At 60.2% G+C, this 17267-nt stretch carries 14 protein-coding genes and 1 pseudogene; 7 read left to right on the plus strand and 8 right to left on the minus strand.

All coding sequences use genetic code 11. From position 1 onward, the window contains the following. Positions 1-51: 51 nt before the first annotated feature. Positions 52-711, minus strand: coding sequence for a C40 family peptidase (locus AOC04_RS21645; RefSeq protein WP_060696588.1), 660 nt, complete (start codon positions 709-711; stop codon positions 52-54). Between the two features lie 252 nt (positions 712-963). Between AOC04_RS21645 and AOC04_RS21650 the strand changes: the two genes are divergently transcribed. Beyond that, positions 964-1380, plus strand: coding sequence for an NINE protein (locus AOC04_RS21650; RefSeq protein WP_060696589.1), 417 nt, complete (start codon positions 964-966; stop codon positions 1378-1380). An 84-nt stretch (positions 1381-1464) separates the two neighbouring features. Here the strand turns inward: AOC04_RS21650 and AOC04_RS21655 are convergent, their stop codons facing one another. From AOC04_RS21655 to gshB, 7 genes are all read right to left on the minus strand, one after another. Beyond that, positions 1465-2736: a dihydroorotase gene (locus tag AOC04_RS21655; protein ID WP_060696590.1), complete on the minus strand. Its 1272-nt coding sequence runs from the start codon at positions 2734-2736 to the stop codon at positions 1465-1467. Further along, positions 2733-3737, minus strand: a complete 1005-nt coding sequence (locus AOC04_RS21660) for an aspartate carbamoyltransferase catalytic subunit (RefSeq protein ID WP_004419674.1) — start codon at positions 3735-3737, stop codon at positions 2733-2735. The genes AOC04_RS21655 and AOC04_RS21660 overlap by 4 nt, the downstream gene beginning before the upstream one ends. Before the next feature lie 12 nt (positions 3738-3749). Continuing rightward, complete coding sequence (gene pyrR / locus AOC04_RS21665) at positions 3750-4253, minus strand: bifunctional pyr operon transcriptional regulator/uracil phosphoribosyltransferase PyrR (protein ID WP_060696591.1); 504 nt, start codon at positions 4251-4253, stop codon at positions 3750-3752. 83 nt (positions 4254-4336) lie between these two features. Further along, a complete protein-coding gene (gene ruvX / locus AOC04_RS21670) occupies positions 4337-4789 on the minus strand; it encodes a Holliday junction resolvase RuvX (RefSeq protein ID WP_060696592.1) in 453 nt (150 codons plus the stop codon). Next, positions 4789-5361, minus strand: coding sequence for a YqgE/AlgH family protein (locus tag AOC04_RS21675; protein WP_060696593.1), 573 nt, complete (start codon positions 5359-5361; stop codon positions 4789-4791). Before AOC04_RS21675 ends, ruvX begins: the two co-directional genes overlap by 1 nt. A 149-nt stretch (positions 5362-5510) precedes the next feature. Beyond that, positions 5511-6410: an energy transducer TonB gene (locus tag AOC04_RS21680; protein WP_060696594.1), complete on the minus strand. Its 900-nt coding sequence runs from the start codon at positions 6408-6410 to the stop codon at positions 5511-5513. A gap of 77 nt (positions 6411-6487) precedes the next feature. After that, a complete protein-coding gene (gene gshB / locus AOC04_RS21685; RefSeq protein WP_060696595.1) occupies positions 6488-7441 on the minus strand; it encodes a glutathione synthase in 954 nt (317 codons plus the stop codon). 332 nt (positions 7442-7773) lie between these two features. Between gshB and pilG the strand changes: the two genes are divergently transcribed. From pilG to AOC04_RS21715, 6 genes and pseudogenes are all read left to right on the plus strand, one after another. Then, on the plus strand, positions 7774-8181 hold the full coding sequence (gene pilG, locus AOC04_RS21690; RefSeq protein WP_060696596.1) for a twitching motility response regulator PilG: 408 nt from the start codon (positions 7774-7776) through the stop codon (positions 8179-8181). Positions 8182-8223: 42 nt separating this feature from the next. Further along, on the plus strand, positions 8224-8601 hold the full coding sequence (pilH, locus tag AOC04_RS21695) for a twitching motility response regulator PilH (protein ID WP_060697005.1): 378 nt from the start codon (positions 8224-8226) through the stop codon (positions 8599-8601). A gap of 10 nt (positions 8602-8611) precedes the next feature. Continuing rightward, on the plus strand, positions 8612-9151 hold the full coding sequence (locus AOC04_RS21700; protein ID WP_060696597.1) for a chemotaxis protein CheW: 540 nt from the start codon (positions 8612-8614) through the stop codon (positions 9149-9151). 53 nt (positions 9152-9204) lie between these two features. Next, the gene (locus AOC04_RS21705) at positions 9205-11262 is read left to right on the plus strand and encodes a methyl-accepting chemotaxis protein (RefSeq protein WP_060696598.1); all 2058 of its coding nucleotides are present in this window, start codon (positions 9205-9207) and stop codon (positions 11260-11262) included. Next, positions 11262-16779, plus strand: a pseudogene (locus AOC04_RS21710) (Hpt domain-containing protein). Before AOC04_RS21705 ends, AOC04_RS21710 begins: the two are co-directional and overlap by 1 nt. Further along, positions 16772-17224, plus strand: a complete 453-nt coding sequence (locus AOC04_RS21715; protein ID WP_060696599.1) for a chemotaxis protein CheW — start codon at positions 16772-16774, stop codon at positions 17222-17224. Before AOC04_RS21710 ends, AOC04_RS21715 begins: the two are co-directional and overlap by 8 nt. The last annotated feature ends 43 nt before the right edge of the window (positions 17225-17267 follow it).

Here is a 17267-nt window from a genome sequence, read left to right on the forward strand (position 1 = left end):
AACCCTTGTGGAAGCTGGCAATCCAGCTTCCACAAGATCAGGAAAGACAGCTTAGCGCTGGACAACCTGCAGACTGGTTTTCTCTTTCGGCAGTACGCGCTTGGCGACTACGTAGTGGCTCTGCCAGTAAGGCTTTTTAAGGGTGTCGATGGTGACCGACTTGCCGCGACGTGGTGCATGGATAAACCGGTCGTTGCCCAGGTAGATGGCGACGTGATTAACCTTGCGACTCTTGATGTTGAAGAACAGCAGGTCGCCGGGTTTCAGATCCTTGCGTTCGACCTTTTGCCCGTGGCCGCTGGCCATTTCGCTGGAGGTACGTGGCAAATCAACCGCTGCGACGTCATTAAAGGCGTATTTGACCAGCCCGCTGCAATCAAACCCTTTACTTGGGCTGCTGCCGCCCCAACGATACGGGGTGCCCAACACGTTTACGGCGCGGCTCAATACCGTGCTGCTTTGCTTGTTGGCGGCGGCCAGCGAAGCGGTCGCAATTTTGCCCGGGGCTTTGCGATGAGCTTTGCTGGACGCTGGACGTGCTACGGTTTTGTTGGTGGTCTTGCTGTTAGTGGCAACAAAAGCAGCGCCCGCAGATGATTTTGCGGTGTAGCCAGTGAAGCCCGAAGGAAGATGTTGCTCACGATTGGTGGCGTGGGCGGCCAGTGGCATTAATAGGCAAATGGTTAGCCATGTCTTGAATATAGGACGCATTCGGCAGGGCTCTATGATGGTAAGCGCGAAACTTTATAACAGCTTTTTTGTCCTTTCTCAGTCCGTTTGTCGATTGGACCCTGGGGTCAAAAAGCATAAATGTGCTGGCAAAATGTCGCATGCCAACAGTGCAGGTCAGGTGGTACAAGGCTTTGCGTCATTTTTTGTAAGACACTTTTACCGGTTGCGAGACAGTAAAAAAGTCACAAAAAAATTCACAATATTTTTCTATCAGCACCAAAGAGGGCATTTATGAGCGGCTATCGAGACGATGTACAACGCGATACCCACAGCAAGGTGCTGGGTTATTTGCTGTGGATTTTTGGTTTTCTGGGGGCGCATCGCTTCTATTACGGCAAGCCGGTGACCGGGACGATCTGGTTTTTTACCCTGGGCTTGTTGGGTATTGGCTGGCTGATCGACCTGTTCCTGATCCCGAGCATGGATCGCGAAGCCGATCTGCGCTTTACCTCGGGTGATACCGATTACAGCGTGGCCTGGATTCTGCTGACCTTCCTGGGTGTATTCGGGGTGCACCGCATGTACATGGGCAAATGGATCACCGGGATCATCTACCTCTTTACCGGCGGTTTGTTTCTGGTCGGTATCCTTTACGACTTCTGGACCCTGAACGAACAGATTTCGATCAAGAACGCCGAGCGTCGTTAACAAACACCGCAAAACAGGCAGGAGCGAGCCTGCTCGATCTTTTAAACGATCAAAAGATCACGGCAGGCTCGCTCCTGCAGATGCTTAGCCTTCGTAGCTGATCCGGCCATCCACCAGCGTGTAACGCACCGCACTTGGCAAGCAATGGCCAAGGAACGGGCAGTTATCGCCTTTGGAAAGCCATTTTTCACCGGCCACGGTCGAAGCTGCCGGGTCAAACAGCACCAGGTCCGCAGCGCTACCTACGCCCAGGCGTCCGGCCGGCAGGCGCAAGGCTTCAGCCGGGCCAGCGCTCAGGCGAGCGAGCAAGGTCGGCAGGTCCAGCAAGCCGTCTTCTACCAGTGTCATCGCCAGCGGCAACAACAATTCGACGCTACTCATGCCAGGTTCGGTCGCACCGAACGGTGCAAGTTTGGCATCGCGCTCGTGGGGCTGGTGATGGCTGGAGATGGCTTGCACCACACCCGATCTCACGGCCTCGCGCAAACCGTCGCGGTCGGCGCGGGTCCGCAACGGCGGTTGCACGTGGTACAGACTGGAGAAATCCACCAGCGCTTCGTCGGTCAGGATCAACTGGTACAGCGCCACATCGGCCGTCACGCGCAAGCCGCGCGCCTGAGCCTGGGCGATCAGGGCTACGCCACGGGCACTGGTCAGCTGGCTGAAGTGAGCGCGCACGCCACTTTGCTCAACCAGCAGCAGATCACGGGCCAGAGCCACGGTTTCGGCGGTTTCAGGGATCCCCGGCAAGCCGCGGAAGGCCGCCATCGGACCGTCGTGGGCGATACCGCCTTCAGCCAGATCGCGATCCTGGGAATGGAAAATCACCGTCAGGTCGAAGGTGGCGGCGTATTCCAGCGCCCGGCACAGGGTGCGGGTGTTGGTGAAGCTGCTGAGGCCGTTGCCGAAGGCGACACAGCCTGCGTCACGCAGGGCGATCAATTCGGCCAGCTGCTCGCCTTCCAGGCCCTTGCTCAGCGCACCAATCGGGAACACCTTGCAGTTTCCGGCTTCGCGGGCGCGGTCCAGGATCAGCTCGGCGACGGCCGAGGTGTCCAGTACCGGTTTGGTCTGTGGCGGGCAGCACAGGCTGGTCACACCACCGGCTGCGGCAGCCCGGGTTTCGCTGGCGATGGTGCCTTTGCGGCTGTAGCCCGGCTCACGCAGGGCGACGTTCAGGTCAACCAGCCCCGGGGCGGCCACCAGGCCCTTGGCCTCGATGGTTTGAGTCGGGGTAAAACCTGCCGGGGCCGCGCCAATGGCGATGATTTTGCCGGCTTCCAGATGCAGATCGGTCACTTGATCCAGCTTGCTGCCCGGATCAATCACACGGGCGCCGAGAATGCTGAGCTTCACTGGGCGTTCTCCTGTTCGAATTGGCGCTGGGCCGTTTGCCCGCTCATGGTCATGGACAACACCGCCATACGCACGGCAATGCCGTAGGTCACCTGGTTGAGAATCACCGAATGCGGGCCGTCGGCCACCGCCGACTCAATCTCCACGCCACGGTTGATCGGCCCCGGGTGCATCACGATGCAATCGGGCTTGGCACCCGCCAGGCGGGCAGTGGTCAGGCCGAACAGGCGGTAGAACTCGCCTTCGCTCGGCAGCAGGCCGCCGGACATGCGCTCGCGCTGCAGGCGCAGCATGATCACCACGTCGACGTCTTTCAGGCCTTCGGTCATGTCGGTGTAGACCTTGACCCCGTATTGCTCGATACCGATCGGCAGCAGGGTTTTCGGTGCAATGACACGGATGTCCGGGCAGCCCAGGGTTTTGAGGGCGATCATGTTCGAGCGCGCGACCCGCGAGTGCAGGATGTCGCCGACGATGGCCACCGACAGATTTTCGAAGCCGCCCTTGTGGCGACGGATCGTCAGCATGTCGAGCATGCCCTGGGTCGGGTGCGCGTGCCGGCCGTCGCCGCCGTTGATGATCGCCACCTGCGGGCACACATGTTCGGCAATGAAGTGCGCGGCACCGGAGTCGCCGTGGCGCACCACGAACATGTCGGCGGCCATGGCTTCAAGGTTGCGCAGGGTGTCGAGCAGGGTTTCGCCCTTGCTCGCGGACGACGTCGACACATTGAGTGTGATCACGTCGGCGGACAGACGCTGGGCGGCCATTTCAAAGGTGGTGCGGGTGCGGGTGGAGTTTTCGAAGAACACATTGCATACGGTTTTGCCGCGTAGCAACGGGACCTTTTTCACCGCCCGGGCGCCGACTTCGAGGAACGAGTCGGCGGTATCGAGGATTTCAGTCAGCAACTCGCGGCGCAGTCCGTCAAGCGACAGAAAGTGGCGCAGCTGGCCCTGATCATTGAGCTGCAGCGGGCGCTTGGCGTCTATGGGCGTCATCGCAAAGGTCTCTTAGGCAAGGTCTTGGAGTTCGAGGGTCAGGGGTGTCGGGCCGGACAGTTTCACCCGCTCGGTCGGCTTCAGGGCCAGGGTCGCGCCCACCACGTCGGGCCGGATCGGCAGTTCGGCCGCGTCCAGATCCAGCAGGCTGACCAGCGTCACGCTGGCCGGTCGACCATAGTCGAACAATTCATTGAGTGCGGCGCGGATGGTACGTCCGCTCATCAGCACGTCATCGATCAGGACCAGATGCTGGCCTTCGATTTCGAATGGCAGTTCAGAAGGGCGCACTTGCGGGTGCAGACCGTTCTGGCTGAAATCATCGCGGTAGAAAGACACATCCAGCGTGCCCAGTGGCGAGTCGCTGTCCAGGGCGCGCAGCAGTGCCTGAGCAACCCAGATACCGCCAGTGCGAATGCCAATGAAGCGTGGCTCGGTGATGCCGCGTCGAGCGAGATGGGCCTTGAGGTCCAGGGCCATCTGAGAAATCAGTTCAGCGGGAACAGGCAGGATCATGGTGGCTCCTTAAAAGGCCCGCGAAGCGAAGCGTGCAGCGGCGGGCGCAAACAATGGGGCGCGTCAGTGAGGCAAACGCAGGGTCAGGCTTTGGATTGAGACGTGGCCAGGAACTCGTCGATCCAGCTTTGCAGCACCAGCCTGGCGGCAATGGCATCAACGGGGTTGTCACGGAAACTGCCGCGCTGGCCGCCCTGGGCCATACGCTCGCCCTTGGCCTCAAAAGTGGTCAGGCGTTCATCGTGTTCGTAAGCGGGCAAATTGAAACGGCCATTGAGACGGTTGGCAAACTTTTTGGTCCGCGCGCAAAGCGGGCTTTCGGTGCCGTCCATGTTCAGGGGCTTGCCGACGATCAGCACATCGGGTTTCCACTCTTTAATAAGCTTTTCGATTTCTTCCCACTTCGGAATGCCGTTCTCGGCTTTCAGATTGCACAGTTCACGGGCCTGGCCGGTGATCATCTGGCCAACGGCGACCCCGATGGAACGGGTGCCAAAGTCGAAACCGAGCACTAGACGAATGTCGGGCCCGGCCATCAGGAATGGCCTGCTTGGGTGCTTAACAAATTGAGGTTCACTCCGAGGTGTTTGGCGGCGGCGTCGAGGCGCAACTCGCTAGAGGTTTCAAACAGCACGTGGGCTGAGTAGGGGCAGGTCAGCCAGGCATTGTCGGCCAGTTCGGCCTCCAGCTGGCCGGCATCCCACCCGGCATAGCCCAGGCAAATCAGGCTGCGTCGCGGCCCGCGCCCGTCAGCAATGCTGAACAGCACATCGGCCGAGGTGCTCAGGGCCAGTCCGTCCTGCAGTTCGACGGTGGCGTCAAAGCTCATGCCGACCGGGTGCAATACAAAGCCGCGGTCAACCATCACCGGGCCGCCGCCGTAGATCGGTACGTGCTGGCACAACGGTGCAGAGGCTGTATCAGGGCGCAATTGCTCAAGAATGTCCGCCAGACTCAGATCCATTGGCCGGTTGATCACCAGGCCCATGGCACCATTGGCCGTGTGCTCGACGATGTAGGTCAAGGTATGTGCAAAGTTCGGGTCAGCCATGTGAGGCATGGCGATCAGGAAGTGATGCTTGAGGTAAGTCGGTGCGTGGTTTTTCATGAGCCTTAGTGTGGCGCTGGCAACGTGAACTGACAAGTTTGGCGGATGAAGATTGCGGCTTTCCTGCAGGAGCGAGCTTGCTCGCGAGATTTTGTGCGAACGACCGGTTCACCAACAGCTCGCTCCTGCACAGAATCTGAATGGCTGGCTCAGTTGCTCGACAACCTGTCGCCTTGGGCAAACTTCCAGGTCCGGATGATCTCCAGCCGGTCGATGTCTGCCAGGTCCCCGGTGAATGGTGCAAAAGGTGCCGCCAGCCGTACGATTCGTTGCGCCGCCTCGTCCAGCAGCGGTTGCCCGGAGGATTCAAGCACCAGCACTTCGTGCAGTGAACCGTCGCGATTGATCGACACCAGCAGCCGCAGCTTGCCGTAGATCTTTTCGCGACGCGCCTGTTCGGGGTAGTTGAGGTTGCCGACGCGTTCGATTTTCTTGCGCCAGTCCTCTTTGTACCAGGCACCCTTGTCGCGCATGGTCGAGGCCGCACTCATGCGGTAGATCTTCGGGCGCTTGGCGTATAGCTGCTGCTCGTTGGCCAGTTCGGCTTCGAGGCTGGATATTTCGCTGGACAGCTGCGAGCTGTCGAACGTGGGAATGTTGGCTTTGGGTGCCGCTTCGGTTTTGACCTTTTGCGGTTCGCGGGGCGCTTTGTTCGGTTTCGGTGCCACAGTGGTGACCGACGCCTTGGGCTTGGCCTGTGGCTGTTCCGGCCTGGCGGCCGGCGGTGGCGTGACCTTTTTAACCGTGTTGTCCTGGAACGGTGCGACCTCAGTGGTCTTGGGCACGGCTTTCTTGTCCAGCGTGCCGCTGCCTTGCTGATTGTCCTGCGCCAGGAAGTCAGCTTTGTCCGGGGCTTTTTCGCTTTTGAAGGTCGAGAGGGTGATTTCCAGGGTTTTGCTGATCTGCTTGGGCTCGCTCATGCTGAAACCCACACCCAGAATCACAGCGATATGAATCAGCGCCGCGACAAACAGGGTAAAACCGAGGCGATCAGCCGCGCGCACGCCTTTATGGCTGAGTTCGGGGGGCAGGTCGCTGGGGAGTGTCATGACAGAAAGACCAACATTGCGCGTTTCACAGGTCGCGCATGATAGCGCAATGTTGGTCTTTTACTGGCTGTTGCAGATCAGCGAGCGGCGAGCTTGCGCGCAATCGCGTCCATCAACAGGGCGCCGATATGGGTGCCGAAAGCATTGTCGATCTCGCGGATACAAGTCGGGCTGGTGACGTTGATTTCGGTCAGGTGCTCACCGATCACATCCAGGCCGACAAACAACAGGCCTTTTTCCCGCAGGGTCGGGCCGACCTGGGCCGCAATCCAGCGGTCCTTGTCACTCAGTGGCCGGGCTTCACCGCGGCCGCCTGCGGCCAGGTTGCCACGGGTCTCACCGGCGGCAGGAATGCGTGCCAGGCAATACGGCACCGGCTCGCCGTCGATCATCAGGATGCGCTTGTCGCCGTCCTTGATCGCCGGCAGATAGCCTTGCGCCATGATTTGCTGAGTACCGTTGGCGGTCAGGGTTTCGAGAATCACCGACAGGTTTGGATCACCCACCCGATGGCGGAAAATCGAAGTGCCGCCCATGCCGTCGAGCGGCTTGAGGATCACGTCGCCGTGGGTGGCTGCGAATTCGCGCAATACATCGGCGCGACGGCTGACCACGGTCGGCGGCGTGCACTGGGTGAATTGAGTGGCAAACAGCTTCTCGTTGCAGTCACGCAGGCTTTGCGGCTTGTTGACGATCAACACCCCGTCGCGCTCGGCTTGTTCCAGCAAGTAGGTGGAGTACACGAACTCCATATCGAAGGGCGGGTCCTTGCGCATCAGGATCACGTCCAGATCGCTCAGGGCGGTGTCAGTTTCGGCTTCCAGTTCGAACCATTTTTGCGGATCGGCGAAGACCTTCAGCGGTTTCATCCGCGCCCGTGCCTTGCCTTCACTCAGGTAAAGATCCTGCTGCTCCATGTAGAACAGGGTCCAGCCGCGATCCTGTGCGGCCAGCAACATGGCCAGCGAGCTGTCCTTTTTGTAGGAGATGCCCGCAATGGGGTCCATGACAATCCCGACTCGAACGCTCATGGCGAATTCCTCATATAAAATTGGCGAAGATCTCACCCGTAGGAGCGAGCTTGCTCGCGAGCTCTTCGTAGCCACGTTGAAAAGCTCGCGAGCAAGCTCGCTCCTGCAGGTATTAAAAGGCTTTGAAAAGTGGCGCCAGAGTGGCGCTGAGCGGGGGCCCGGTCAAGGAAAAACCACAAGCCCCCCGGCGGCTCGGGCCGTGCGATAGATTGCAGGTCGTGACTGTGCTAAAAAGGCTCGCACAGTGCTTTCAGCCCTTGTCCATCAAGGAGTTGGGTTTTCTAGCCGCATATTTGTAACAAAACGGGTCGCAACGCGACGGTAGAGCACATATGGAAAAGCAGTCCAGCGCCTTGAAGGTGATGGTGATTGACGATTCAAAAACCATCCGCCGTACCGCCGAAACGCTGCTCAAAAACGTAGGGTGCGAGGTCATTACGGCCATCGACGGTTTCGATGCGCTGGCCAAGATTGTCGATCATCACCCGCATATCATCTTTGTCGACATCATGATGCCGCGTCTGGATGGTTATCAGACCTGCGCGCTGATCAAGAACAACCGGGCGTTCAAGTCGACGCCCGTGATTATGCTGTCATCCAAGGACGGTCTGTTTGACAAGGCCAAGGGGCGGATAGTGGGCTCTGATCAATTTTTGACCAAGCCTTTCAGCAGGGATGAGCTGCTGAGCGCGATCAAGGCTCATGTGCCCGGTTTCAACGTCGTCCTGACTGCTCAATGATGCCCGGCCAGCCGGCCGCTTACCTTTTTAATGGGGAACACCATGGCTCGCATTCTGATCGTCGATGACTCGCCGACTGAAATGTACAAATTGACCGGCATGCTGGAAAAGCACGGTTACGTAGTGCTCAAGGCTGAAAACGGCGCGGATGGCGTCGCGCTGGCGCGTCAGGAAAAACCCGATATGGTGCTGATGGACATCGTGATGCCGGGCCTCAATGGTTTCCAGGCGACCCGTCAGCTGACCAAAGACTCCGAAACCAGTCATATCCCGGTGATTGTCGTCACCACCAAAGATCAGGAAACCGACATGGTCTGGGCTGCCCGCCAGGGTGCCAAGGGGTATTTGACCAAGCCAGTCGAAGAAGAAACCCTGATATTGAAGCTCAAGCAAGTACTCAAGGATAACCCTCCAAAATGACGGAGGCTCTGTGCCGGATTCTCTGACCGCGTTCGAGTTGCTGCTCGAGATAGATCAGCGCTGTCGTTCGCTGGCGGCGGGTCTGGCGCCTGCACAAGTGCAGGCCGACAATTGGAGCGGTATCGGTTTCCGCATCGGCGAGCATTGTTTTGTGGCGCCGATGGGCGAAATCGCCGAAATCCTCCACGAGCCGCGCTTTACCTTGCTGCCCGGGGTAAAACCCTGGGTCAAGGGCGTTGCCAACTTGCGTGGCCAACTGCTGCCAATCATGGACCTTTGCGGTTTCTTCGGCGTGGAGCTGTCACCTTTGCGCAAACAGCGCCGAGTGCTGGTGCTGGAATACAAAGAGATATTTGTCGGGCTGCAGGTTGATGAAGTGCTGGGCATGCAGCACTTCGCTCATACCGACCTTGATAGCAACGTGCAGGCATTGCCCCATCCCATGTTTGCGCCCTACGTACAGGGGCATTTTGCCGGCAACCCCATATGGTGGGTCTTCAGCCCCTTTGTTCTGGCCCAGGCACCGCAGTTCTGGGCGGTGGCGGTGTGAGCCGGCGCCACGTCGTACCTTCAGCTTTAACACGGGACCCCGGGACCTGATCGATGACCATAGCCAATACCGCTAAACCAATGGAAGGGTCGCGCAGTCGTTCGCAGATCATCGTGCTTTTTATCGCCCTGATCGTGTTCATCATGCTGTTGTTCGCCAACTTTGCTTACCTAAACACCCAGTCCAACTACGACAAGCAGTACATCAGCCATGCGGGCGAGTTGCGGGTGCTTTCGCAACGTATCGCCAAAAACGCCACTGAAGCCGCTGCCGGTAAAGCCGCTGCGTTCAGGTTGCTCAGCGATGCACGTAATGATTTCAGCCAGCGCTGGAGTTACCTGAAAAAAGGCGACCCGGCTACCGGCCTGCCCCCTGCGCCCCCTGCCGTGCACAAGGAAATGCAGGCGGTGCAACGCGACTGGGAGCAATTGCTGGATAACACCAACGCCATTCTGGCCAGTGAACAAACGGTTCTGTCGCTGCATCAGGTGGCTGCCACGCTGGCTGAAACCGTGCCGCAGTTGCAGGTCGAGTCCGAAAAAGTGGTCGAAATCCTCTTGCAGCGTGGCGCTCCCGCCAGCCAGGTAGTGCTGGCGCAGCGTCAGTCCTTGTTGGCCGAGCGTATTTTGGGCGCGGTTAACACGGTGCTGGCCGGCGACGAGAATGCCGCCCAGGCCGCGGGCGCCTTTGGCCGTGATGCCAACCGTTTCGGTCAAGTGCTCAACGGCATGCTGGAGGGCAGTGTCGGGCTGAGAATTTCTCAGGTCGAAGACAAGGATGCGCGCGCCCGCTTGCTGGAAATCTCGGAACTGTTCCAGTTTGTCTCCGGTTCGGTGGACGAAATTCTCGAAACTTCACCGCAGCTGTTTCATGTGCGCGAAGCCGCCAACAATATCTTCAGTCTGTCGCAGACCTTGCTCGACGAAGCCTCGACCCTGGCCAACGGTTTTGAAAACCTGGCCAGCGGGCGTTCGCTGGACATCATCGGCGGCTACGTACTGGGCCTGCTGGCGCTGGCGTCGATCATCCTGATCGGCCTGGTGATGGTGCGCGAAACCAATCGCCAACTGCGCGAAACCGCCGAAAAGAACGAGCGCAATCAAAACGCGATCATGCGCTTGCTGGACGAAATCGAAGACCTGGCCGATGGCGACCTGACCGTAACGGCCTCGGTCACGGAAGACTTCACGGGAGCCATTGCCGACTCGATCAATTACTCCATCGATCAGCTGCGCGGGCTGGTGGCAACCATCAACCTCACGGCGGGGCAAGTGGCAGCGGCAGTCCAGGAAACCCAGGCCACTGCCATGCAACTGGCCGAGGCTTCAGAGCATCAGGCGCAGCAGATTGCCGAGGCATCGGCAGCAGTCCAGCAAATGGCCCACTCCATCGATCAGGTCTCGGCCAACGCTTCCGAGTCTTCGGCTGTTGCCGAGCGCTCCGTAGCGATTGCCAACAAAGGCAATGAGGTGGTGCACAACACCATCCACGGCATGGACAACATCCGTGAGCAAATTCAGGACACCGCCAAGCGGATCAAACGTTTGGGCGAGTCTTCCCAGGAGATTGGCGACATTGTCAGCCTGATTGATGATATTGCCGATCAGACCAATATCCTGGCCCTGAACGCGGCCATTCAGGCCTCGATGGCCGGTGATGCCGGCCGCGGGTTTGCCGTGGTGGCAGACGAAGTCCAGCGCCTGGCCGAGCGTTCTTCGGCTGCCACGCGGCAAATCGAAACCCTGGTGCGGGCCATTCAGGCCGATACCAACGAAGCGGTTATTTCCATGGAGCAAACCACCACCGAAGTGGTGCGCGGTGCTCGCCTGGCACACGATGCCGGTGTGGCCCTGGAAGAAATCGAGGGAGTTTCGCAAAACCTTGCGGACCTGATTCAAAGCATTTCCAACGCCGCGCAACAACAAACCACCTCGGCGGCCCAGATTTCCCTGACCATGAACGTGATTCAGCAAATCACCAACCAGACCTCATCGGGTTCCACTGCCACCGCTGACAGCATTGGCAACCTGGCCAAAATGGCCAGTCAGCTGCGGCGTTCGGTGTCCGGCTTCACCTTGCCTGCCACGCAAAAACCACGTGAGCCACAGTAATGGTTGACCGGCACGACTACGTAGCCCTTGAGTGGGTTAAAGGCGATATAGCGGACACCTTGAGCCAGGCTCGTGTGGCGCTGGGTGACGACGGGCACACGCCGTCCACCGAGATGCTGGATCAGTGCCTGGCCTGTATTCACCAGGTGCATGGCAGCCTGTTGATGGTGGAGTTCTATGGCGCCGCGTTGCTGGCCGAAGAGATGGAGAAGCTGCTGATCGCGCTGCAGCAAGGGCGTGTCAGCCAGATCGACGAAGCCTTGCGCCTGTTGCAGCAAGCGTTCAGCCAGTTGCCGCTGTATCTGGACCGTGTGCACAGCGCCCGGCGTGACTGGCCGTTGGTGGTGCTGCCGCTGCTTAATGACTTGCGCACTGCCCGCGGTGAAGCACTGCTCTCGGAAACCAGCCTGTTCAGCCCGCCCTTGCATGAGCTGCCCGCGCTGGATCAGGCAGCATTGGCCCGCTTGCTTGCGCCGCAATGGCCGCACCAGTTGCGGACCCTGCGCCAGACCCTGCAATCCGCGTTGCAGGGCTTGCAGGGTGAAGAAGAGGCGCAGGCCAGTCTGGAACAGCTGGCGGGTGTGTTCACCCGGCTTGAAAGCCTGTGCCACGGAGCGCCGCTCAATGCGTTGTGGAAAATTGCTTCGGCGCTGGTTGATGGCATGCTCCGTGGCCGTGTGGCCAACAGCCCGGCCTTGCGCAGCCTGTTCAATGAAACGGACAAAGAGCTCAAGCGCCTGCTGGAACAAGGCATTGACGGTATCAACCAGCCTGCGCCCGAAGAACTGCTAACCAGTTTGCTGTTTTACATCGCCAAAGCCGAACAGCCGACCACCAAAATGCTGGCGTTGAAAAACAGCTATGAGCTGGACGAAGCCATGCCTGACGCAGCGATGGTGGATGAAGAGCGTGCGCGGCTGGCTGGCCCGGATCGCGACGCCATGCGTTCAGTGGTGGCTGCGTTGTGCGAAGAGCTGGTGCGGGTCAAGGAGCGTCTGGACCTGTTTGTACGCAGCGACCGCTCGCACGTCTCGGAGCTCAGTAGCCTGATGGCGCCTTTGCGCCAGATCGCCGATACCCTGGCCGTACTGGGCTTTGGTCAGCCGCGTAAAGTCATCATCGACCAGCTGGCGGTGGTCCAGAGCCTGGCCCAGGGGCAGCGCGAGCCCACCGATGCGGTGTTGATGGATGTGGCCGCGGCCCTGCTTTATGTGGAGGCCACGCTGGCCGGCATGGTCGGTAACGCAGAACCCTCGCAGCGCGAAGAGAGTCGCCTGCCCACCACCGATCTGATGCAGATTCATCAACTGGTTATCAAAGAGGCGCGCATCGGCCTTGAAGAAGTCAAAGACCTGATCACGGATTATCTGGCGGCAGGTTTTGACCGCCAACACCTGCAACCCCTGCCTGAACTGTTGACGCAAATCCGCGGTGCGCTAGCGATGATCCCGCTGAGTCGCGCCGCCAGCCTGCTCCAGGCCTGCAACCAATACCTGAGTGAACATCTGCTGCAGCAAGCCGAACCGCCGACGGCGCCGCAACTTGAACATCTGGCGGATGCATTGATCAGCATCGAGTACTACCTGGAGCGTCTCTCCCAGGACCCGGGGGCCGGGGGCGAGCAGGTGCTGGATCGGGCCGAGAACAGCCTGAATAATCTGGGCTACGCGCCGGCCGAGCGTCAGGTGCCAGTGCTCAACGACCGTCTTAGCCCTGCCGAAGTCATGGTGATGCAGGACTTGCAGACGCTGCAGGATCCACAGGTTGCACAGAGTCTGGCCGATGTTCTGGCCAGCCCGTTGTCAGCGCTCAACCCGCCCGCGCAAGACGTGCCCGCCAGCTTGCTGCCGCCACCGGTGGACGAAGAAGCCGTAGATGAAGAACTGCTGGAGGTCTTTCTTGAAGAGACCGACGAAGTGCTGGTCGCGCTGCACGATTACCTCCCGCAGTGGGTGGCCAACCCGGCCGACAGTGCTGCGCTGGCCGAACTGCGGCGGGCTTTTCACTCCCTTAAAGGCAGCGGGCGCATGGTCCGCGCACTGGTGTTGGGCGAGCTGGCGTGGTCCATTGAGAACTTGCTCAACCGGGTGATGGAACGCAGCGTGGCGCCAGGGCCACAGATCTATCAACTGCTGGATGAGGTCGTGGCGATCGTGCCGCAACTGATCCAGGAGTTTGCCGAGCGCAACCAGCGTCAGCGTGAAGACGTCGATCAGCTGGCTGCGCGCGCCCATCAGTTATCCATAAGCGAACCGCTGCCGTTATTGATCGAGCAGGACAGCAGTATTGACCCGCAACTGCTGGACATTTTTCGTCAGGAAGCACAAACCCACCTTGCCAGCCTTGACCGCTTTCTCGATCAGGCCAGCCAGCAATTGCCGCTGCATGCCAGCGATGACCTGCAGCGCGCCATGCACACCCTCAAGGGCAGTGCCCACATGGCCGGCGTGTTGCCCATGGCTGAGCTGGCCACGCCGCTGGATCATCTGGTGCGCGAATACAAGGCGCACCAGATCACCCTGGACCGGGATGAAATCGAACTGCTGCTGGAGGCCGACAGCTTGCTGCATCGCGGCCTCAAGCAGCTGGATACCGACCCGCTGGCGCAGATCCAGGGTGCCCGGTCCCTGATCGGGCGCATCGAGCAAATGATCGCCACGCGTCTGGACGCATTGATCAATGTTCCCGACAGTGGGTTGTCGGCCAGGCGTGATCCTCAGCGCATCGCCGAGTTTCTGGCCGAAAGCATGGACGCCCTGTTTGATGCCGAAGACCTGCTGTTGCATTGGCGCGAGCATCCGCACGAGCGTCAGGGGCTGGACGCATTGCTGGAACACCTGACCGGTCTGGCCGAGTCCGCGCACCTGCTGGACTTGCAGCCCTTCGACGCGCTGTGTGAAGCCTTGCTTGATCTGTATGGTGGCGTCGAAGAAAGCAGCCTGGCGGTCAGCGAGCGCTTTTTTTGCCGAGGCCAATAACGCCCACGAAGCCTTGATCAACATGCTCGATCAGCTGGCTGCGGGACAAGAAATCACCCCGCAGCCGGTTCTGATCCAGACCTTGCACGACCTGTTGCATGAAGGTCTGGCGCCGGAGGCTACGGGCCTGATTCGCCGGGATGGCGACAGGACGCTCGACATTACCGAGCTGGGCGCTGCCACCGCGCAGCTGGACGTCAGCCAGGGTGAGGCGAGCAGCATTGAGACTGACGCGGCCCAAGGCAATGGCGACCCCGAGTTGCAGGACATCTTCCTCGATGAAGCCTTCGACATTCTCGAGAGTTCGGGCGCGGCCCTGTTGCGCTGGCAAGCCGACCCGCAGAACCATCTGGAAGTCGAAAACCTGCTGCGCGACCTGCACACCCTTAAAGGGGGCGCGCGCATGGTCGAGGTGGCCGCCATCGGCGACTTTGCCCACGAACTGGAAACCCTGTTTGAGGATATTTCCGTTGGTTTCCTGGCACCTGGCGAGGACCTGTTCACGTTGTTGCAGCGCTGCCATGACCAGTTGGCGCAAATGCTTGATGCCTTGCGCAGTGGTCAGCCGCTGCCCTCGCCCCAGACGCTGATCGAGCGTATCCGGCAGATCGAGCGCAGTGCCCGTCAACCGGCTCAGGCGGGCTCGTCGGCCAAGCCGGAGCCGGCTGGCGCGGCGGTGCCGGAGGGCGAGCGTACCGGGCTGGACACGGTCAAGGTGCCGGCCGAGCTGCTGGAGGACTTGCTCAACCTGGCGGGAGAGAGTTCGATCATCCGCGGGCGGGTGGAGCAGCAAGTCAACGATGCCCAGGTCGCCCTCAACGAAATGCAGACCACCCTGGAGCGGATGCACGATCAGTTGCGCCGGCTCGACAGCGAAACCCAGGGGCGCCAGCATAATCGTCAGCACACCGAGGGTGACGGGGTGGCCTACGATGAGTTTGATCCGCTGGAAATGGACCGTCATTCTCTGCTGCAGCAGCTGTCCCGGGCACTGTTCGAGTCGGCATCTGACTTGCTCGACCTCAAGGCGACCCTGGCTGCGCGCAATCGGGATGCCCAGGGCCTGCTGCAAAAGCAGGCGCGGGTGAACACCCAGTTGCAGGAAGGCCTGATGGGCACGCGCATGGTGCCGTTCGAGCGGGTGTTGCCGCGCCTCAAGCGGATAGTCCGGCAAGTGGCCGGCGAGTTGGGCAAGCAGGTCGATTTCAGGGTCATCAACGGCGAAGCCGAAATCGACCGTAACGTTCTGGAGCGTATGGTGGCGCCCCTCGAACACATGTTGCGTAATGCCGTCGACCACGGCCTGGAGCCTGCGCACATACGCCAGGCCGCAGGTAAGCCCGAGCAGGGGCTGATTACCCTTGAGCTGTCCCATGAGGGCGGCGATGTGGTGTTCGACATGCACGATGATGGCGCCGGCGTGCCGCTTGAGGCCGTTCGGCGCAAGGCCATCCTGCGGGGCTTGCTTGATCCGGCATCCAGCGTATCGGACCGTGATGTGTTGCAGTTCATCATGCAGCCGGGGTTTTCGACTGCAGAAAAAATCACCCAGATTTCCGGGCGCGGCGTGGGCATGGACGTGGTGCACGAAGAAGTGCGTCAACTGGGCGGCAGCATGACCATCGATTCGGTGGCCGGCCAGGGCGTGCACTTTCAAATCCGCCTGCCTTTCAGTGTGTCGCTCAATCGGGCCTTGATGGTGCAGTGCGCCGACGAGCAATACGCCATTGCCCTCAATACAGTCGAAGGCATTGTGCGGGTCATGCCCAATGAACTCGAAAGCTACTACCAGCTCAACCCGCCGCGGTATCACTACGGCGGGCAAACCTATGAATTGCGTTACCTGGGTGAATTGCTGCAAACCGTAGGCAAGCCCAGGCTAGCCGGTGAAAGCCATTCCGTGCCGGTGCTGCTGGTGCATTGCCAGGACCAGCGCGTGGCGCTGCAAGTCGATGCCCTGGCGGGCTCGCGGGAAATCGTGGTCAAAAGCCTGGGTCCGCAATTTACCGGGGTTCATGGCTTGTCGGGCGCGACCATTCTGGGTGACGGGCGAGTGGTGCTGATCCTTGATCTGCTGGCTTACATACGCGCCCATCAGGCGCGCCAGCCTTTGCTGCGGGCGCAACAGGAGGCGGTCGGCGCGCTGGAGTTCATCCCGGCGCTGCGTCCGCTACTGGTGCTGGTGGTCGACGACTCGGTCACTGTGCGCAAAGTCACCAGCCGTCTGCTGGAGCGCAACGGTATGAATGTAATTACCGCCAAGGACGGCGTGGACGCCATGAGCGTGCTCGAAGAACACACCCCGGACCTGATGCTGCTGGACATCGAAATGCCGCGCATGGACGGCTTTGAAGTTGCCACCCGCGTGCGTAATGATCCACGTCTCAAAGACCTGCCCATCATCATGATTACCTCGCGTACCGGGCAGAAACACCAGAACCGGGCCATGGCCATCGGCGTCAACGACTACCTGGGCAAGCCGTACCAGGAGTCGGTATTGCTGGAACGCATCGCCTACTGGAGCAAACTCCATGCTTGATCATCGCGTGGGCAGCCTGACCGGGTTGCTGCTACCGCTTGCGGACCGCTACCTGCTATTGCCCAACGTTGCGATAGCGGAGCTGATCGACTGGCAGCGCGGCGAGCCCAGCAGTGACTCGCCGCCCTGGCATCTGCGCCAGATCACCTGGCGTGACCGTGAATTGCCGCTGATCAGTTTCGAAGCGGCGTGTGGCAGCCCTCTGGTGACCGGCGAACGCGCGCGCATCGTTATCCTCAACACCCTGGGTGGTAATCCGGATCTGAAATTCATCGCCATGGTGGTGCAGGGCATACCCCGCTCCTACAAGGTCGATAGCCAGCTGAGCTTTGTCGACGTGCCGCTGTGCCCGCTGGAACGTGCGGCGGTGCAAGTGGGGGATCACGTGGCCAGAATTCCGGATCTGCTGGCGCTGGAGAGGCTGGTGTCGGGGGAAGAGGTTTGACGGTATCTGCACCGTTTCGCCAGGAGCAGGCGCGCAGTTCTCG

It is taken from the genome of Pseudomonas versuta (genome assembly GCF_001294575.1).
Lineage (GTDB): Bacteria > Pseudomonadota > Gammaproteobacteria > Pseudomonadales > Pseudomonadaceae > Aquipseudomonas > Aquipseudomonas versuta.

Coding starts and splice junctions, on each gene's coding strand:
- pyrR (WP_060696591.1), bottom strand. CDS start 4,253: ATGATCCTGCCTGTTCCCGCTGAACTGATTTCTCAGATGGCCCTGGAC.
- gshB (WP_060696595.1), bottom strand. CDS start 7,441: ATGAGCGTTCGAGTCGGGATTGTCATGGACCCCATTGCGGGCATCTCC.
- AOC04_RS21675 (WP_060696593.1), bottom strand. CDS start 5,361: ATGAAAAACCACGCACCGACTTACCTCAAGCATCACTTCCTGATCGCC.
- AOC04_RS21660 (WP_004419674.1), bottom strand. CDS start 3,737: ATGACGCCCATAGACGCCAAGCGCCCGCTGCAGCTCAATGATCAGGGC.
- pilH (WP_060697005.1), top strand. CDS start 8,224: ATGGCTCGCATTCTGATCGTCGATGACTCGCCGACTGAAATGTACAAA.
- ruvX (WP_060696592.1), bottom strand. CDS start 4,789: ATGGCCGGGCCCGACATTCGTCTAGTGCTCGGTTTCGACTTTGGCACC.
- AOC04_RS21715 (WP_060696599.1), top strand. CDS start 16,772: ATGCTTGATCATCGCGTGGGCAGCCTGACCGGGTTGCTGCTACCGCTT.
- AOC04_RS21680 (WP_060696594.1), bottom strand. CDS start 6,410: ATGACACTCCCCAGCGACCTGCCCCCCGAACTCAGCCATAAAGGCGTG.
- AOC04_RS21650 (WP_060696589.1), top strand. CDS start 964: ATGAGCGGCTATCGAGACGATGTACAACGCGATACCCACAGCAAGGTG.
- pilG (WP_060696596.1), top strand. CDS start 7,774: ATGGAAAAGCAGTCCAGCGCCTTGAAGGTGATGGTGATTGACGATTCA.
- AOC04_RS21645 (WP_060696588.1), bottom strand. CDS start 711: ATGCGTCCTATATTCAAGACATGGCTAACCATTTGCCTATTAATGCCA.
- AOC04_RS21705 (WP_060696598.1), top strand. CDS start 9,205: ATGACCATAGCCAATACCGCTAAACCAATGGAAGGGTCGCGCAGTCGT.